Here is a 15,564-nt window from a genome sequence, read left to right as displayed (position 1 = left end):
GGCAATACACCTTGTGCAATAAAATTCTCTCGGTCGAAAATATCCGCGCCAGTCTTGTGAACATACTCACTCTTAAAGGGTGGACAACTTATCAATGACAGGTTTGAAATTACTGGAAAAATTATATCTTTTTTCATAACATTCATAAGCGCCTTTGCTGTATGTAAGATAGTTTCCAAATATCTCCTCAATTGCAATACCGCTTTCTGATATGTCTGCAATGCATTCTCCACATTTGTATTTATTAATAACTTTCCTAATGCTGGAATAATCATTGGTTATTATCGGTATTCCGCACTTTAAATACTGGGCAAATTTTGAAGACGCAGCGCCAATGAGCCGATTATTGAGAACATCACCTCTATACAAGGCAATCCCAACATCCCCTGATGAAATTAGTGCGTCCAGTTCACCGTAAGGAACCCAATCCAGGGACAGCCTTACCCTGCCGTCTTCGGTATAGGGCATCAACCTTTCAAGGCAATCCTTTTCATGACGAGGCCCATGCAGCACAAGCACAAACTCCTCATTCCATTTGGATGAAGCCTCTGCCAATTCAACACACATTGCCCACCCACTTATACAGCCTGCATAAAGGACAATCTTTTTGTCTTCAGGTATTCCAAGTTTTTCTCTGAGATAATTGGATTTTTTCCTGTAGGCAGCACCACGTGCCGAAACCGGTAGAATTATTACCTCCTGGTCTTCAACCCTGTTATCCTTCAGCAAAATCCCTGCCCTTTCCTCGTCTTGAATAATTGTGCAAATTGCCCGTTTATTCCCAAGCCTTTCAAAAAATTTAAAAAGCGGTCTTTTCTTGTCCCAGGAAAGATTATTAAGTTCCAGACTGAAATATATTAAGGGTACCTTGTGCCTGATGGAAAAATATGTGCATGGCAACAGTCCCTCTGGCTCCACTGCTATGAAGCAATCATAATAATCCTTGTTTATTATCCCCTTTATCTGTCTGATGAATTTTATTTCTCCATAATAGAAGTTAAAGGAGGCAAATATCCGATGGTACAAAGAAAAAAAGCAATACATTATTTTCAATATGACCGACGGCATTGCAGACTTAATGGCTTGTTTTGCTTTATGGACGAGACCACCTGTCCTGTTTTCATGCACCCCCACCGCGATATCAAACTTCATACCCTCGGAGCCGGAAGGCATTGGAGGGAATTTTATACTTATATTATCATTAGTAAATACATTTCTATCGTCAATACGCTTATTGTAGAATATATCCACCTGAAACCCATTTTTCGCAAGCTCCAGGGCGCTATATACAATTGTGGGCGATTCACTGAGGATATAATCATATACAAAGAACGCTACCTTTTTATTAAGTGCCGCACTTTTACCCATTTAACCGCTCATTAGCAAGCCCTTGCGACAAACTGAACATTCCAGTCCTTTACTGAGGGGGTTTTGTCAAACTCCATAAAGGGCATCACGACTACCAGCTCAAACCCGTTTTTCGAAAGGAAGTATTTCATCTCCTGCGGGAAGAAAAATCTCATTAGATGTGATTCCTTTGTTTCATCTATAATCTTTTTACCTTTGGTACGCACAACCGTATAGTCGACCTCCACTGTGTGGTTCAGTATATCGAGCCGGGGCTTTGCAGTCCTTAATATCCTCTCGTCCGGCTCTCCCCCTTCAATAAACTTCTCCCTGTCCGTCGGTTTTTGGCTGAGAACTGCCGGACCCGACCATATGTCGAAGATAAAGAGTCCTCCTTTTCCAAGGTGCCTTCTAACCGTCCTTAACGTGTTCTCAACGTCCTCATTTGTCGTCTGATACCCCATCACCGCGAACATGGCAATCACGGTGCCGAAACGCCTCGCCAAGTCAAAGTCACGAAGATCGCCCTCAATGAATTCGACAGCTGCCCCCGCCTCTTCGGCCTTCTCCCTTGCCCGATCGAGCATTCCGGGGGAAAGATCCACTCCCGCACACTCATAACCGCGCCGAGCCAGCACGACAGTGTGTCCGCCCGTACCGCATCCGATATCAAGTACGGAGCTCACAGGAGTGCCGGAGTACTTCTCAAAAAGCCTTTCCAGGTAGTCACACTCAGCCACGTAGTCCTTCTGCGCGTAAAGTGTGTCGTAGAAACCGGCGTAACCGTTCCCGAAAACCTTCATCCGAGAACCTCCTTTAGCACACCGCACACCTGACCCATCTGTTCTTTTGTAAGTGCCAGGCCACTGGGTATATAGAAGCCCCTTCTAGCCAAACATTCTGCGACCGGATGTTTCTCTCCATCAAAAAGTCCTATTTTATTAAACACTGGCTGCTCATGCATGGGCCAGAAAAAAGGTCGTGTTCCAATCTCTTTTTTTCTAAGTCGCCGCATAGCCTCTCCGGCATCAAAAGGGATCTCTTTGTTCAGTACCAATCCATAAATCCAATAGATATTTTCAGCATAGCCAGTCTGGGACAAAGGCAGTTGCAGTCCGGGGATATTTGATATCAAAGAGGTATAGAACTCTCCTACATGCCGTTTTCTGGCAACAAACTCATCAAGGCGCTCAAGCTGGGCCAGACCGAGTGCTGCCTGCATATTCGTCATCCGATAATTCCACCCCATGTCTTCATGAACAAATCGCTTTTTAGATTGGAAACAGAGGTTGCGATAGTATCTACACTTTTCTGCCAATCCTTCATCATCTGTTACTGCCATCCCCCCTTCACCTGTTGTTATATGTTTATTTGAATAAAAACTAAAAGTGCTGATATCTCCAAAACTTCCGCACGGTTTCCCATTATAGGTCTGTCCATGCATCTCGGCTGCATCCTCGATAATTTTCAGTCCATGCTTTTCGGCAATCTCTATAAGCGGATTCATATCTACGGGCAAACCATAGATATGAACAACCATAATCGCCTTCGTTTTTTCGGTAATCTTTCTCTCAACCTGGGAGATATCCATGTTCCAGGTAAAAGGATCACTGTCCACCAAAACCGGGATACCACCTGCTCTTACGACAGAGGCAGCCGGCGAAATAATCGTAAAAGCCGGCATAATGACTTCATCGCCCTTGCCAATACCTATCGCTGCCACAGCAACATCCAGGGCAGCAGAACCATTGGCTACGGCAATACCATATTTGCGATCAACTCTTGCAGAAAATTGTTCTTCAAACTGCCTGACAAAGGGACCTTCTGAAGAGATCCAACCACTGTCTATACACTCCAGAAGAAGTTCTTTCTCACGACCATCAAGAAGGGGGGCATTCACGGGAATCATTATCAATCCTTATTGGGAAGGTGTGTTATCCCTTAAAACCTGGTTTTATCTTCATCTCCTGTATAAGGGCCCTGTTTCACTTCAATTATTTCGGTAGCTTCAAGCATAGTGAACCCATGGCCTCCAGAAGCCAGCAATATCACGTCACCCGTTTCAAGTACACGGCTTTCAAGATACATTTTATCCTGTGAATAAAAATCAACCTTGATCTTTCCTTTGCGTATAAGTAACACTTCCTGAGTAAAGTGGACCTTTCTTGGCACATAGTTATGGACATGTGGTTCAATCTGAAATCCAACTGGTCGGTTCATGTATGCAAGCTGCTGAGAAAATTCATTTGGTGTAAAAAATTCTATTCCTTCCTTGGCATAACCAGCATAAATGATGATGGACAGCAAGTTTTGCCCATCAACAACTTTTTCAACTTTCCCCTTCAAATGCTTCCTCCTTATATTAAATAACTAAAAAGATATTAATCCTTGAAGTAATTGTCCTTTAATACATATTTCAAAAGATGGGGATCTTTTTCCACTTGGGAACGGTGGTAGGCCTTCCCCTTCTGGTAAGCCTCTCTGACCTGTTTCTGAATATTATTTTTTTCAATCTCGGCTTCTTCCGAAAAGACAGGAGAAAACGTTAATAGCTGTTTTAAGCGATTAATAAATGAAGAAGAATCTCTATTCTCTTTTTCCTGTTTCGTCAAAGCACCTGCTTTCCTGATTTCTGAAAAGGAGTCTGAAATCCCCTGATTATATGCCCTCCGGCAAAAGTACTCTATTGTCAAACGCATTTCAGGGATTCGATGGAAAACAGCAGCAGAAGGAACATAGAGAGATATATTGTTTTTATTCATTATTTGCTCTGAAAGAGCACTCTCTCCATTTCCCCTGTACTTTATTAGTTCCTGCGGCATACCATCAGGATTAAAACCTCCGCATTCATAAAGAATAGACTTTCGGATAGAAAAGTTACAGCCGTAAACATAATGAGCAGGTATTCTTTTCACTCTATCGCCCAAATCGAGAAGGCTCAAATACCCAATTGCCCAGCCCCCGTCAACATCGTATTTAAAAGAATTTAACCAATGAGGAATATCGCCTTCCCAGTGTGGTAATATTTTCCCACCAACCAAAGAGACATCCCCATCACTGAAAGCTTCCTTAATCGACTGAAGCCAAGCTTTTGTAACAATAACATCGTCATCAATATAGGAAAGGATTTCAGACTTTGCTTCCACTGCACCTCGATGTCTTCCATTATGCAATCCATAATTCTTTTCAAGAACATACCTTAAATTAATATTGTTATTTCTGATGAAATGTTCTGTAACCTCTAAAGTATTGTCCTGTGAGCCATTGTCTACAACAATCACTTCAAAATGGCTATTGCTGAGTGTTTGTTCTCTTAAACTTTCTAATGCTGTTTTTAAATAGTCAGCTCGATTAAGAGTGGGAATAATTACCGTTATTTCAGGCATATCTAATAATTGAAAATTAGTGTGTTCCTGGTTTAAAGCACTTTAATTAGTAATAAAGTTTATATCAGTTTTTGTCCATCTTAAAAATCTTTTTCGCTTTTATAAATAATTTAAAATCTAAAGACATTACTTTAGAATCGCTTTTATCACGTATTTTTTTCATTTCTATATTTTTTTATTTCCTGCTTATAGATTTGATCTAGATCATGCATAAAAGCCACTTTCTCTTCATTCCCGAGGGAAGCTGCAAAACGTATGGATGCATTATATCGGCGGGTATAATATGAGGTCGTCTTCGTTTCGAATGTTTTTGTCCCATGCATTAATCTGAAGTTCCCCAAGATAGCATCAATTTTATTAAATTTGCATAATTTAGATGCATCCAGTAAAAACTCCCAGTCCATAAAATAATGTTCATCTTCATTAAATTTGCAGCCTTGTTCATGAATTTCTCTCTTGTAAAAATAAGCTGCCGGATTATATGGATAAGCTTGGGATTCCCACCATCTTATCATATCTGCAAATGATATCTTTGGATTATTAATCCATTGATTTCCAGATTCTTCTATAACACGCAGTTTTCCTACAAGAAATATGGCACTCCTGTTTTCCCTGAAAAAGCTTGATACTTTAAAAAATGCCCCAGGCTCAAAGTAGTCATCCGCATTTAAATATACAATAATATCTCCCGAAGACATTTCAAAACCTTTATTCATGGCTTGGGATTGGCCATTGTCTGGTTCAGAAATCCATTTTAAATGAGGATATTTCTTTAACATATCAATAGTGCAGTCGGTGGAACCTCCATCAACAATAATATGTTCAAAGTTGGAATAATTTTGTTTTAAAACAGAAATAATGGAATCTTCCATATATCTCACACTGTTCAGAGATGGAGTAATGACTGATATTTTCATAGTTTAAAATCAAAAAAATTAATTTAACTTTTATTCGAATTGTACCTTTTATTAATAACATTATAATAGAGATCCAAATATGAAGCGGTCATTTGATGGAGTGAAAAGTTGTTTTCAGCATTTATCCGTGCCATTTTCCCTGCCAAGAGCCCTAAGTCCCTATCATATAGAAAGGTTTCTATTCCTTTTATAAAGTCATCAATGTCCCTGTACCTTGCTACATAACCCGTTTCCATATGTTTTACAAGTTCGGGAATTCCACCTGTAGCAAATGTCACCACAGGAAGTCCGCATGCCATCGCTTCAAGAACAGCAAGAGGACAATTATCAGCTAAAGAGGGGTAGAGGAATAGATCGGCAGCACAATACCATTCCGCAAGCTTTTCTTCACAAAATATATGCCCCGTATTCATCCAGGTTACACCCTCTATTTCATAGCTTTCATCCTTCTCCCCCATACATATGAGAACAATGTCTTTTTTAAATTCCATTTTTTTTAGAGCTTCCAGCAAATAAGAGGCTCCCTTTTGTGAGTTTTTCATGCCACCAGCTATAGAGGTAATGAAAACAATCTTTTCGGAATCTATGTTAAACTTTCTTCGCATTTCAGATTTAGGTTTCGGTTTAAATAACGATGTATCTATTCCATTATAGATGAGATGTACATCTTTATCCGACAAAATACTCTTCTTTACAATATTATAGAGCCACTTTGAGGGGACAACGATATCAACCTCAGCCTCCCTATAGAGCTCTTTTTTATCTTTCCAAAGCATTGCAGTCGTATCCTTTTCCAGGGCCGGCGAAGCATCGAGGAGTGGACAATCCCCACAACCTGTCTCCCACTTGCCACAGTCATAGGAAAAAGCGCAGTGACCTGTTATGGATTGCATATCATGGAGTGTCCATACAGTGGGTTTTAGCCTCGTCAGGCCGGGTAACGCATGATAACTAAAATAATAACCATGTACATTGTGGAAATGCAGTATATGGCCATCTTTAAATGCCGCTTTATTAGCAAGATTGAATGAAGAAAGGAAGTTCCAGTATAAAAGACCTTCCTCCTGACAAATTTCACGAAAAGCATCATCGCGGCTATTCATAATGTTAATCACATTTTCATCTTTACTCGACTTATATCCAACAAACATTATAGAGTGATGTCCTTTTCCTCTATAGATATTGTACAGTCGAAAAGCCACAAGAGCAGCCCCACCTAAATTATCGTAAGTACTGATCTGAACTATATTAAGAAGCTCATCTTTTTTCCTGGAAACATTTTTTACAGGAAAAAGGAGGAGCTTTTCTTTTGAGGACTGAAGTTTACTAAAAAATCTGCGTTTCTGATAATTGCAATACAACTCTTTAAAGAGCCCTAAAAAAGAGATGTCCTTAGCTGTTCTTAAGAGTAAATCCTTCAATCTAAATTCCTCATGGCTTTTACTTTAATAAGGCTGATCCAAACAACAGAATTATAAACAAGCTCATTTTACCGGTTTAACAGCCTCCATATATAAAGTTATCCCTTCTCTAAGGTTGAAGAACCTGGTTTCCGGGATTGCCGAGATTAACATTTTCCCCATCTTTATCAGATCTGCTTGCACAAATAAAGTTGATAAATTTCATAACTTTTTAAATCTCACATATAAACTGTGTCCTTTACAATATCTATTAAGTCCTCTTTTTTTAAACAAATAAGCAGCATAATCCATCAGCACCAATGGAATTCGGACTTTATGACGAATAAAGTCTTTATATGTCTGCAAATACCAATCAATATGGTAATCCGCCAATGGCTCAAAGGAAGCTTTTTCAAGCTTTAAAGGAAAAATATTCTCCAGAAACTTAAATGTTGTCAGGCTCCACCTTGTCATGTGATGAGGTGGCATATCCAGAAGGTTAAATTGATGTTTGATGAAACTTTCTTTATTTGGTACGCAAAGGATAAGTAATCCACCCGGTTTTAAAAGTTTTAACACATCATCAAAAAAGCTGCGCGGTGAACTTATATGTTCAAGAACCTGAAAGCTGCATACAGCATCAAACAATTCTTTCCTTTCAATCAAATCCGTTGTACGTGCCATTTCTACAGGGAGTCCTTTTTCTAATGGTTCTACCAGAGCATCACCATTAGATTCTATTCCTTTTGCCATGATTTCAGGGAATTGATTTAAAACCTTTTCGATAAAGAAACCTCTGCCACATCCAATCTCAAGAAGTCTTCCACCATCTTTCAGGTCTTTCAGTGCTTCATCAAACTCCCATTTTTCCGGCATGTAGAACCAATCAAAATTTTGCAGTTTCTTATATAGTTCAGGGCCACCACTTGCAGAGACTGGATAAAAAAAATCAAGCCGGCTCTTTTTACACCTGTAAAGACAGATTTCCTCTATTCCTTTGAGTTCAGATGAAATGTCAATCCTATAATTTGATTCCCAATCGCGTATCAAAGTCAATGTAAAATATTTTTTTAATAAAATAATTTCAGAATCCGGCAGCAATGGATTTATTACATCCGTCATAATCAGATATAGCCTAGTTTGTCCATAACAGAATTATTATACTTGTAAAAAGCCTTCTCATCCTCTATTGAAAAATAGTTTTTCCATCCGCCAGACCTTCCCTCCCTGACAAAAAGAATATCTTTATTTTCAAGCTCTTTCCCAAGCGTTGGGCACTCATTATGTTGTCTGACTTCTAGTTCCTGCATCCTGGGAAAGGATGATTCCTCAATCGCCCTTTCAAGACGTTTTTTTTCAATATCAAGTCCGGCAAATTCGAGAGCTTTTACTAGTTCTGTCTCAGTATCTTTTAACACGTCTTCGTACTTGAGCAAGAGGATATTTCCATCTTTCATCCTGTCAAGCCAGGAAGCAACATTCTGCGACCAGGTTCCAAACAGAGGGATACCCTCCAAATAAAAGTCTTTTAAATATTCCGAAAAAGAAGTTTCTTCTTTAGATAGGTCTCCCCTTTTCAATCGATAATAATAATAGGAAACAGCCACATCTCTGCCATCCCTCACAATGTAAATAACGCGAGGATATTTGGAAGTATAAGGCATATGGCTTTTTATAAATCTTGGTCTGGCATGAATTTCTTTACAATATTCAGGATTAAAATGAAGATCGGGGACTACAAGATGGCTGTTAGTAAAGTCTACCTTATGATCTGAAATATAGTTACCTATGAGAAATCTCATCCATGTATTTCCCGATTTGGGATAAGATACCAGAAATACATCATCGGGCAGAATCTCCATCAAACTTTTCTTATCATATTGTGGCTTAAACAGGTCCCGAACTTTTTTAAAAGCATCACTTATCATATCTTGCTTGCCTTTTCTAAAGCACTTCCGTTTTCCACTCAAGTTTGGGTGCAATCACACCGAGCCACTTCTCTGGGTAAAGGGAACCATGCTGGCCTGTCTTTTCGGCATGGAACCGTATTAATTCCTTCCCGCAGACCAGAACCTTCACACCGGGACAACCTGAATGGATGAGCACAAAATAAAGTCCTGAATTTAGGAGACCACCTGGGATTGTGCAGACAGTACGGTAAAGCCCTGGGCTGTTTTCATCGCTACGAAGGTCCTCGTCCGTCGATGTAAAAGCAATTACACCTTCAGAGTTTATCAACTGAAGAATGAGTCTCATCCCTCTGATTTTCTCAAAAAGCCTGTAAGTTATTTCTACACTGATCGCTTTTCCGGTGTCGAAATTACTACCAGGTCTATTTTCCCTATCAAGGAGCCTGATGGAAACAAGTCGCATTTCTTTACCGCCAGGTGCTGTCTCCGAGTCAGGCCAGTTCACCACCCCTTCATCAGCAACTTCACCTGCCACAGTAACAAAGTATTGCTCAATTGTATGACCTACAGCCCCTTGTGCCATAAGCTTTCCCTCGGAAATAAATAAAGCTGAACTACATAATGATTTAACCGCTCCCATGTTGTGACTAACAAAGAGAACTGTTCTCCCTTCTTTCCCTACATCACCCATTTTTCCCAAACATTTCTTCTGGAAAGCAGCATCACCTACGGCAAGAACCTCATCGACAATAAGTATTTCAGGCTCAAGATGAGCCGCCACTGCAAAAGCAAGCCTCACATACATGCCGCTTGAGTAACGCTTGACGGGAGTATCCAGAAATTTTTCTATTTCGGCAAAGGCAACTATCTCATCAAATTTAGAATGGATCTCTTTCTTTGTCATCCCCAAAATTGCACCGTTTAGATAAATGTTTTCCCGTCCTGTTAATTCGGGATGAAATCCCGTCCCCACCTCCAGAAGACTGACTACCCGACCCCTCATTGCAATTCTGCCCGATGTAGGCTCCGTTATCCTGGAAAGTATTTTCAATAGAGTACTCTTACCCGCACCGTTTTTGCCGATGATCCCGAGCACCTCCCCCTCCTTTACCTCGAAGGAGACATCTTTGAGTGCCCAGATTTTGTTATCTTCCACGTCATCCATTGAATGACGTTTGAAGAGTGCCGTAATCGTCTGCATTATCTCATCTCGCAGAGAACCATAGGACACCTTTTTGCCTATACGATAGGACTTGGATATGTTTTCTACCTTTATAATCGAACTCATTTATAAATACTTGTGCAAAATATCAGCTAATTTTTTTTTTGCGCAGAGGACGGGTAAGACGCTGAGGAAAGAACTTAAATACCATTTAAACTCTGCTCTCTCTTCAGTGTGTGTTCTAAATTACATCAGCGAAATACCGTTCTACCTTTCTAAAATACAACATCCCGCCAACCAAAACCAGAAAACCGACTGCTGCCGATATGCCGAGTTGCTCCCACGGAATCGGAGCATTACCCAATACAGCGGGCCTAAAGGCCTCTATGATGCCTCCCATAGGGTTAAGCGCAAGTATCCATGCATACTTTTCGTTTAACATGCTGCCGGGATAAATAACCGGTGTGGCAAACATCCATATTTGAATGAGAAAGGGGATTGCATGCTGAACATCCCTGTACCTTACATTAAGAGCGGAAAACCACATACCGAAGCCCACGGCATTCATGATGACAAGCATCACCAGAAATGGAACAAGCAGCAGGCCGAAACTTATGCTCACCTCATAATAGACCATCATTAAAAGGAGTATAAGAGAGGCGATAAAGAGGTCCAGGAGGGCTGCAATGGCGGTGCTGGCCGGCATGATAAGCCTTGGAAAATATACCTTGGTTACCATATTTCCGCCCGCCACCACAGAAGTCGTGGACTGTCCCAGTACAGATGCAAAATACTGCCACGGGAGAAGACCAATAAAAACAAATATGGGATATGGGACACCATCTGAGGGGATCTTGCCAAACCTTCCGAATATGACGGATAATACAGTCATTGTCAAAAATGGCTGTATTATGACCCATATAACGCCTATGGCAGTCTGCTTGTACTTGACCTTTACATCACGCCAGGCAAGAAAATAGAGTAACTCTCGAAACTGCCATATCTCCCTAAAGTTAACAGGTATCCAACCTTTTTTCGGCTCTATAGTTGTAATATTATTGAACATATTTAATTTGCTTGACATCGTAGACAGTCCTTTATTGAGTATTAAGGGATATCTATTAATTCTACAAAATAGCCAAGTGAATTTAAGAAGTCGAATTCAAGGCAAAAATTTCGGCAATCAACAACGCTACTTGCCAATTTTTTTAATACAGAAGTTGGCTTTTTTTACACCTGGGAGCCTGTCGGACTTAGGTCGAATCTGCTGTGGAAAAGTTCTTTTGGCCGGATTTCCCGATTAAATTCGTTAAATATGTTCAATATTCGCCTCATTTAATGGTCAAATCCAACTCAAAATCACTTTCCCTCGCTTCGGTCCCCTAAGTCCGACAGACTCCCAGATGATATTCATAAATTATTAGAGGTACCCTTAAGTTACAATTGAGAATCATTGCCTTCCTGTAACAACTTTATTTCCCAGCGGTTTCTCCAAATTTTTTATATGGGTGACCTTTTTTGTATTTTAGCGAGCAGGCAAGGCACCTTTTAAATTTATCTTTTCCAGCATTCTTTTGGCTGCTCCCTGATAAAGCTTGTTCTGCCCGCTACGGATAAATTTTTTCAGGAATTCGGCAGCCTTATTATCTTTCCCCATCACGATATAAACCTTGGCGATCCTGTAGTTCAAAATATTGAGTTTTTTTTCATTATAAGCCTCTATGAGGCCCTTTATCCCGGCAAGATAATATGCCTCTTTCTCATCTTTGTCGGCAGCCGTTCCTGCTCTTTTCAGATTTATATCCGAAAGAGAGATGAGGATATCTCTTCTGACAGCTGCTCCTACCGTAACCAGCAATTTATCCTTTCTTGCTTCCAATAAAGCTTTTCGATAAAATCGTTCGGCTTCATCGAGATCGCCTTTTTCACAACTTATATGTCCGAGCCGATGGAAAAGAAAATGCTTTGCCCCTTCAAGCTTTATTGCTTTATTTAAAACAACTTCTGCTTCTTCCGGTTTATTGTTGCCGGCGAGTGTCCCGGCATAGCCGACCGCTGCTCCTATAAAAGTAGGTGATTTAATATATGAATCCTTCCATATCAACTCATTGCTGTTCATCTCAAGGCTTCTGTTGTAGCTTGACAGCATAAAAAGACAGATAATAACAAAAAGTAAAACCTTTGATGTTATTGACCACTTGCTATTATATAATTTTGCAAAGAGCAAACCGCAAACAAGTGACAAGGGAACTAATGAAAAATAGAGATATCTTTCCGCCCAGGGCGTCCAGGCTATATTTGTAAAAGAGATAAGAACCGCCGGGGCAATACCGATCAAGGCCCAGATAAAAAGAAAACAATAATTTTTTGCCTCGTCAATATTAATCAAATAAGTAAGGCACAGTATAATAATCACACCTAATATAGCATATAAATTAAGATTGATTTCAAATATCATCATGTTAAGGGGAAATGGGAATATAAATTTCTTCACGTAAAAACCTATTGAGGCCAGGCCTGTACTCACAACGGAAATTAAATTCCCCTCCGTAATGCCGCCCAATATTAAACCGATCCCCATATCTTCTCCCGAAATAACAATATTTCTGAACAAGATAAAGAGCGGGATTGAGAATAAAATAAAGGCAATTCCTGCTATGGAATATTTGCTGCGCTCGTAGCCAAAGCTCTCGCAATAAAAAATCTCGAACATGCCGACAAGCAGCGGCACGGCTATGGCAACCTCTTTCGAGAGAATTGCCGGGATACAGAAAAGAAATGCCGGAATTATATATAAGCGGTGTCGATCTTTTGCAAGAAAGTACAGCAAAAGAGCTATCAACGACCACAACGTTGCCAGAGAGTCGCTGCGCCCGGATATCCAGGAAGCGGATTCGACTGCAACAGGATGGACTCCAAAAAGAATAGCCGCAAATAATGAAATCTCATTCCTGCCGTTTTTGAATTTTAACAGCATCCTGGCCATAAAATAAAAAAAGACAACATTAAGGGCGTGGATAAGAACGTTAGTCGTGCGGAACCCTGAAGGATCGCTTCCCCACAGTCTCTGATCAACAAGATAGGAAAAATCTACCAAAGGGCGATAATACTTCTTTTGCCATGCCGAATGGAAAACTTCATTGAACTGCATCCTGTGATTGGCGAGATGCTGCATCAATGTGCCGTCATCTATCGTTAAGACGCCAAAAACCTCGGATAAAGATCTGTAATAGAGACCGGCAGTAATCGAAAAGAGCAGCATGGCCCAATATGCAGGCCTGACATGTTTGGAAACCATTGCGATTCCTTTTGCAGGAGTTATAACTCCATTTCCCAATTTATAGACAGGATTTTTGCCGACGTGAGCAGACATTATATCATCTGTAAATAATGAATCCTATAACCACCAGCCAGATTACACCGGTGAACATTATTTGCCAATCCTTTAAAAGGGCATCCGTAGGGTCTCCCTTGCCTTCTTTTACAATGAAAATATACCTTAGCATGCCAAAAGCTGCTAAAGGAACAGTGTAAAACAATTCGCCTCTCTCTTCAATGGTATAGAGGGCATAGGTTACAAGAGAAGCGGAGGCGGAAAACCACAGGGTCCCCTCCAGAAATGAGGAACTGTAAGCAGAGAGGCTCTTCCTGTGAATGACGGCATCTTTACCCATAGATATCATCTCCCCTGCTCTCTTGCCTGCCGCCAGGAATAGGGAAACCATAAATACGGTCATAAAGAGCCATTTGGAAACTTCAATCCCGAATGCCTCACCACCAGAGAGAACTCTGACCAGAAAACCGGCTGAAATAAGAAATACATCGACTATTACAACGTTCTTAAGGAAGAAGGTATAGGAGAGTGATATTGCAAGATAGGCCGCCAAATAGAGCCAGAAGAGGTTTGAAACAAGAGCAGACAAAGAAAAAGAGAGGGTGAAGAGCAAAAACGCCAGGAGTCCTGCTACAGGTATAGCTATTTCCCTCTGAGCTATTAAGCGATTTTTTTTCGACACATGGTTCCTGTCTGCTTCGGCATCCCATATATCATTAATAATATAGCTGCAGCTGGCAGCAAGGCTGAATGCAGCCAATGCCGGAAATATCCTTAAAATGACATCTGCTGAGGCAATTGTCCCGCCAAAGAGAGGGGGAAAAAGGATAAGAAGGTTTTTTATCCATTGATGAGGCCGGAAAAGTGATAGATATTTGAACATAAGCAGTATATATTATACCTCTATGGCCCTTGTCCTTTTGAAAACCGGATTTATGTACCCCTATTAGTATAAGCGAATTAGCACGGAGCGCCTGGAGGCGTCATATAGTTTTTATTTCCTGAAGCCGGGAATAATCAAACTATCGCGCTATTATACCACAAAAAAACAGACCTGAAAATAATCAGGTCTGTTTTTAAATTCGGGTATTTATCAGGCTTTAAATAGCTGTAAACGCACTACCCCCCCAAGCAGGATTAACCCCGAAATCTACCGGAGCAGTCGGGATCGTGTTCGCACCATCCGCGCATTTTCCAGGGGCAAGGTCCCTTTGATAGATCTTCGTGTCCCCGGCTGAACTGGCGAATGTTTTGTCGCCTGCCTTGTGGCACGTACCCGCCACATAATTAATGTTGTTTGTATCGATACTTACTGCAAGACTTACGTTCTTCGAGGGTTTTACCGGAATGTTGTAATCGGCATGAGTGCCGACCGGTACCGTATAGGGGTAAGCAGGATCAAAAGTTACAGTTACCGCTGCGGCAAAGGCACTGCCGTACGAAACTACAGTTAAAAAGGCCGCGAGGGCTACTATCTTCATCATTTTCATCATCTTCACTCCTTTCGTAATTCTGATTATTTAGTTGCTTGGATACTGCTGGTGCTCGGCATAGTGAGCTTCCATATCCGTTTTGAAGTTCTTCAGGTCGCTCTGGGCTGCCGAATTGTATGCCTTCCGCCTGTATGAAGAGAACTGCGGAATAGCGATGGCTGCCAGAATACCGATGATGGCGACAACGATGAGGAGCTCAATGAGGGTAAAACCACTCTCTCTCTTGCTCATTTTTGATAACATTCTTAACATTTTTTACCTCCTTCATTTCTTTTTTATTATTTATTCTGTTTTATCTTTAGTGATCTTCTACTTTAGTGATCTTCTAATTGCACTCTCATCAAATTTTTTTCTTACGATCACCTCCTGACACAATATCCTGTTCGATCAAATCTTTATATAAAATTATCTCGGATAAGATTTAAGGCATCCTTTCTCAAGTTATAAAGCAATCCATATGCCAATTGAAAAAAAATATGGCGCAAGGTTTTAATGTCGATGATAATGCTTGTAAATAAAGGAGTTATAAAAGTTTAGATAAATTTACAGAGGAATAGCTAAAAGGTTAAACAATGATAAAAGAAGGAATTTTGATGACAATCAACATCACATGTG

The 15,564-nt window shown here is 40.5% G+C and carries 14 protein-coding genes and 1 pseudogene; all 15 read right to left on the bottom strand.

Annotated features, from left to right (window positions below; all coding sequences use genetic code 11):
• Positions 1 to 72 precede the first annotated feature (72 nt).
• Entirely contained in the window at positions 73 to 1,368 is a 1,296-nt protein-coding gene (locus OEV42_02740) for a hypothetical protein (GenBank protein MDH3973174.1), read from the bottom strand.
• 11 nt (positions 1,369 to 1,379) lie between these two features.
• Complete coding sequence (locus OEV42_02735; GenBank protein MDH3973173.1) at positions 1,380 to 2,150, bottom strand: class I SAM-dependent methyltransferase; 771 nt, start codon at positions 2,148 to 2,150, stop codon at positions 1,380 to 1,382.
• Entirely contained in the window at positions 2,147 to 3,256 is a 1,110-nt protein-coding gene (locus OEV42_02730; GenBank protein MDH3973172.1) for a DegT/DnrJ/EryC1/StrS family aminotransferase, read from the bottom strand. Before OEV42_02730 ends, OEV42_02735 begins: the two co-directional genes overlap by 4 nt.
• A 32-nt stretch (positions 3,257 to 3,288) precedes the next feature.
• Positions 3,289 to 3,693 (bottom strand): hypothetical protein, encoded by a 405-nt coding sequence (locus OEV42_02725; GenBank protein ID MDH3973171.1) that lies wholly within the window; start codon positions 3,691 to 3,693, stop codon positions 3,289 to 3,291.
• A 35-nt stretch (positions 3,694 to 3,728) separates the two neighbouring features.
• Positions 3,729 to 4,733 carry a glycosyltransferase gene (locus OEV42_02720; GenBank protein MDH3973170.1) on the bottom strand — a complete coding sequence of 335 codons (1,005 nt, stop codon included), beginning with the start codon at positions 4,731 to 4,733 and terminating at the stop codon, positions 3,729 to 3,731.
• Between the two features lie 146 nt (positions 4,734 to 4,879).
• Positions 4,880 to 5,650, bottom strand: a complete 771-nt coding sequence (locus tag OEV42_02715; GenBank protein MDH3973169.1) for a glycosyltransferase — start codon at positions 5,648 to 5,650, stop codon at positions 4,880 to 4,882.
• Positions 5,651 to 5,673: 23 nt separating this feature from the next.
• Positions 5,674 to 7,071 carry a glycosyltransferase family 4 protein gene (locus OEV42_02710; GenBank protein MDH3973168.1) on the bottom strand — a complete coding sequence of 466 codons (1,398 nt, stop codon included), beginning with the start codon at positions 7,069 to 7,071 and terminating at the stop codon, positions 5,674 to 5,676.
• A 201-nt stretch (positions 7,072 to 7,272) separates the two neighbouring features.
• Positions 7,273 to 8,172 (bottom strand): class I SAM-dependent methyltransferase, encoded by a 900-nt coding sequence (locus OEV42_02705; protein ID MDH3973167.1) that lies wholly within the window; start codon positions 8,170 to 8,172, stop codon positions 7,273 to 7,275.
• A 2-nt stretch (positions 8,173 to 8,174) separates the two neighbouring features.
• The gene (locus tag OEV42_02700; GenBank protein MDH3973166.1) at positions 8,175 to 8,912 is read right to left on the bottom strand and encodes a sulfotransferase domain-containing protein; all 738 of its coding nucleotides are present in this window, start codon (positions 8,910 to 8,912) and stop codon (positions 8,175 to 8,177) included.
• An 82-nt stretch (positions 8,913 to 8,994) separates the two neighbouring features.
• Positions 8,995 to 10,248, bottom strand: coding sequence for an ABC transporter ATP-binding protein (locus OEV42_02695; protein ID MDH3973165.1), 1,254 nt, complete (start codon positions 10,246 to 10,248; stop codon positions 8,995 to 8,997).
• A 115-nt stretch (positions 10,249 to 10,363) separates the two neighbouring features.
• Entirely contained in the window at positions 10,364 to 11,206 is an 843-nt protein-coding gene (locus OEV42_02690; protein ID MDH3973164.1) for an ABC transporter permease, read from the bottom strand.
• A 441-nt stretch (positions 11,207 to 11,647) separates the two neighbouring features.
• Complete coding sequence (locus OEV42_02685; GenBank protein ID MDH3973163.1) at positions 11,648 to 13,420, bottom strand: hypothetical protein; 1,773 nt, start codon at positions 13,418 to 13,420, stop codon at positions 11,648 to 11,650.
• A gap of 79 nt (positions 13,421 to 13,499) precedes the next feature.
• Complete coding sequence (locus tag OEV42_02680) at positions 13,500 to 14,339, bottom strand: decaprenyl-phosphate phosphoribosyltransferase (protein MDH3973162.1); 840 nt, start codon at positions 14,337 to 14,339, stop codon at positions 13,500 to 13,502.
• Positions 14,340 to 14,556: 217 nt separating this feature from the next.
• Positions 14,557 to 14,949 carry a hypothetical protein gene (locus OEV42_02675; protein ID MDH3973161.1) on the bottom strand — a complete coding sequence of 131 codons (393 nt, stop codon included), beginning with the start codon at positions 14,947 to 14,949 and terminating at the stop codon, positions 14,557 to 14,559.
• Positions 14,950 to 15,066: 117 nt separating this feature from the next.
• Positions 15,067 to 15,180, bottom strand: a pseudogene (locus tag OEV42_02670) (prepilin-type N-terminal cleavage/methylation domain-containing protein).
• Between the last annotated feature and the right edge of the window lie 384 nt (positions 15,181 to 15,564).

It is taken from the genome of Deltaproteobacteria bacterium (assembly GCA_029860075.1).
GTDB lineage: Bacteria > Desulfobacterota > JADFVX01 > JADFVX01 > JADFVX01 > JAOUBX01.
This window is presented reverse-complemented; position numbering and strand designations above follow the sequence as displayed.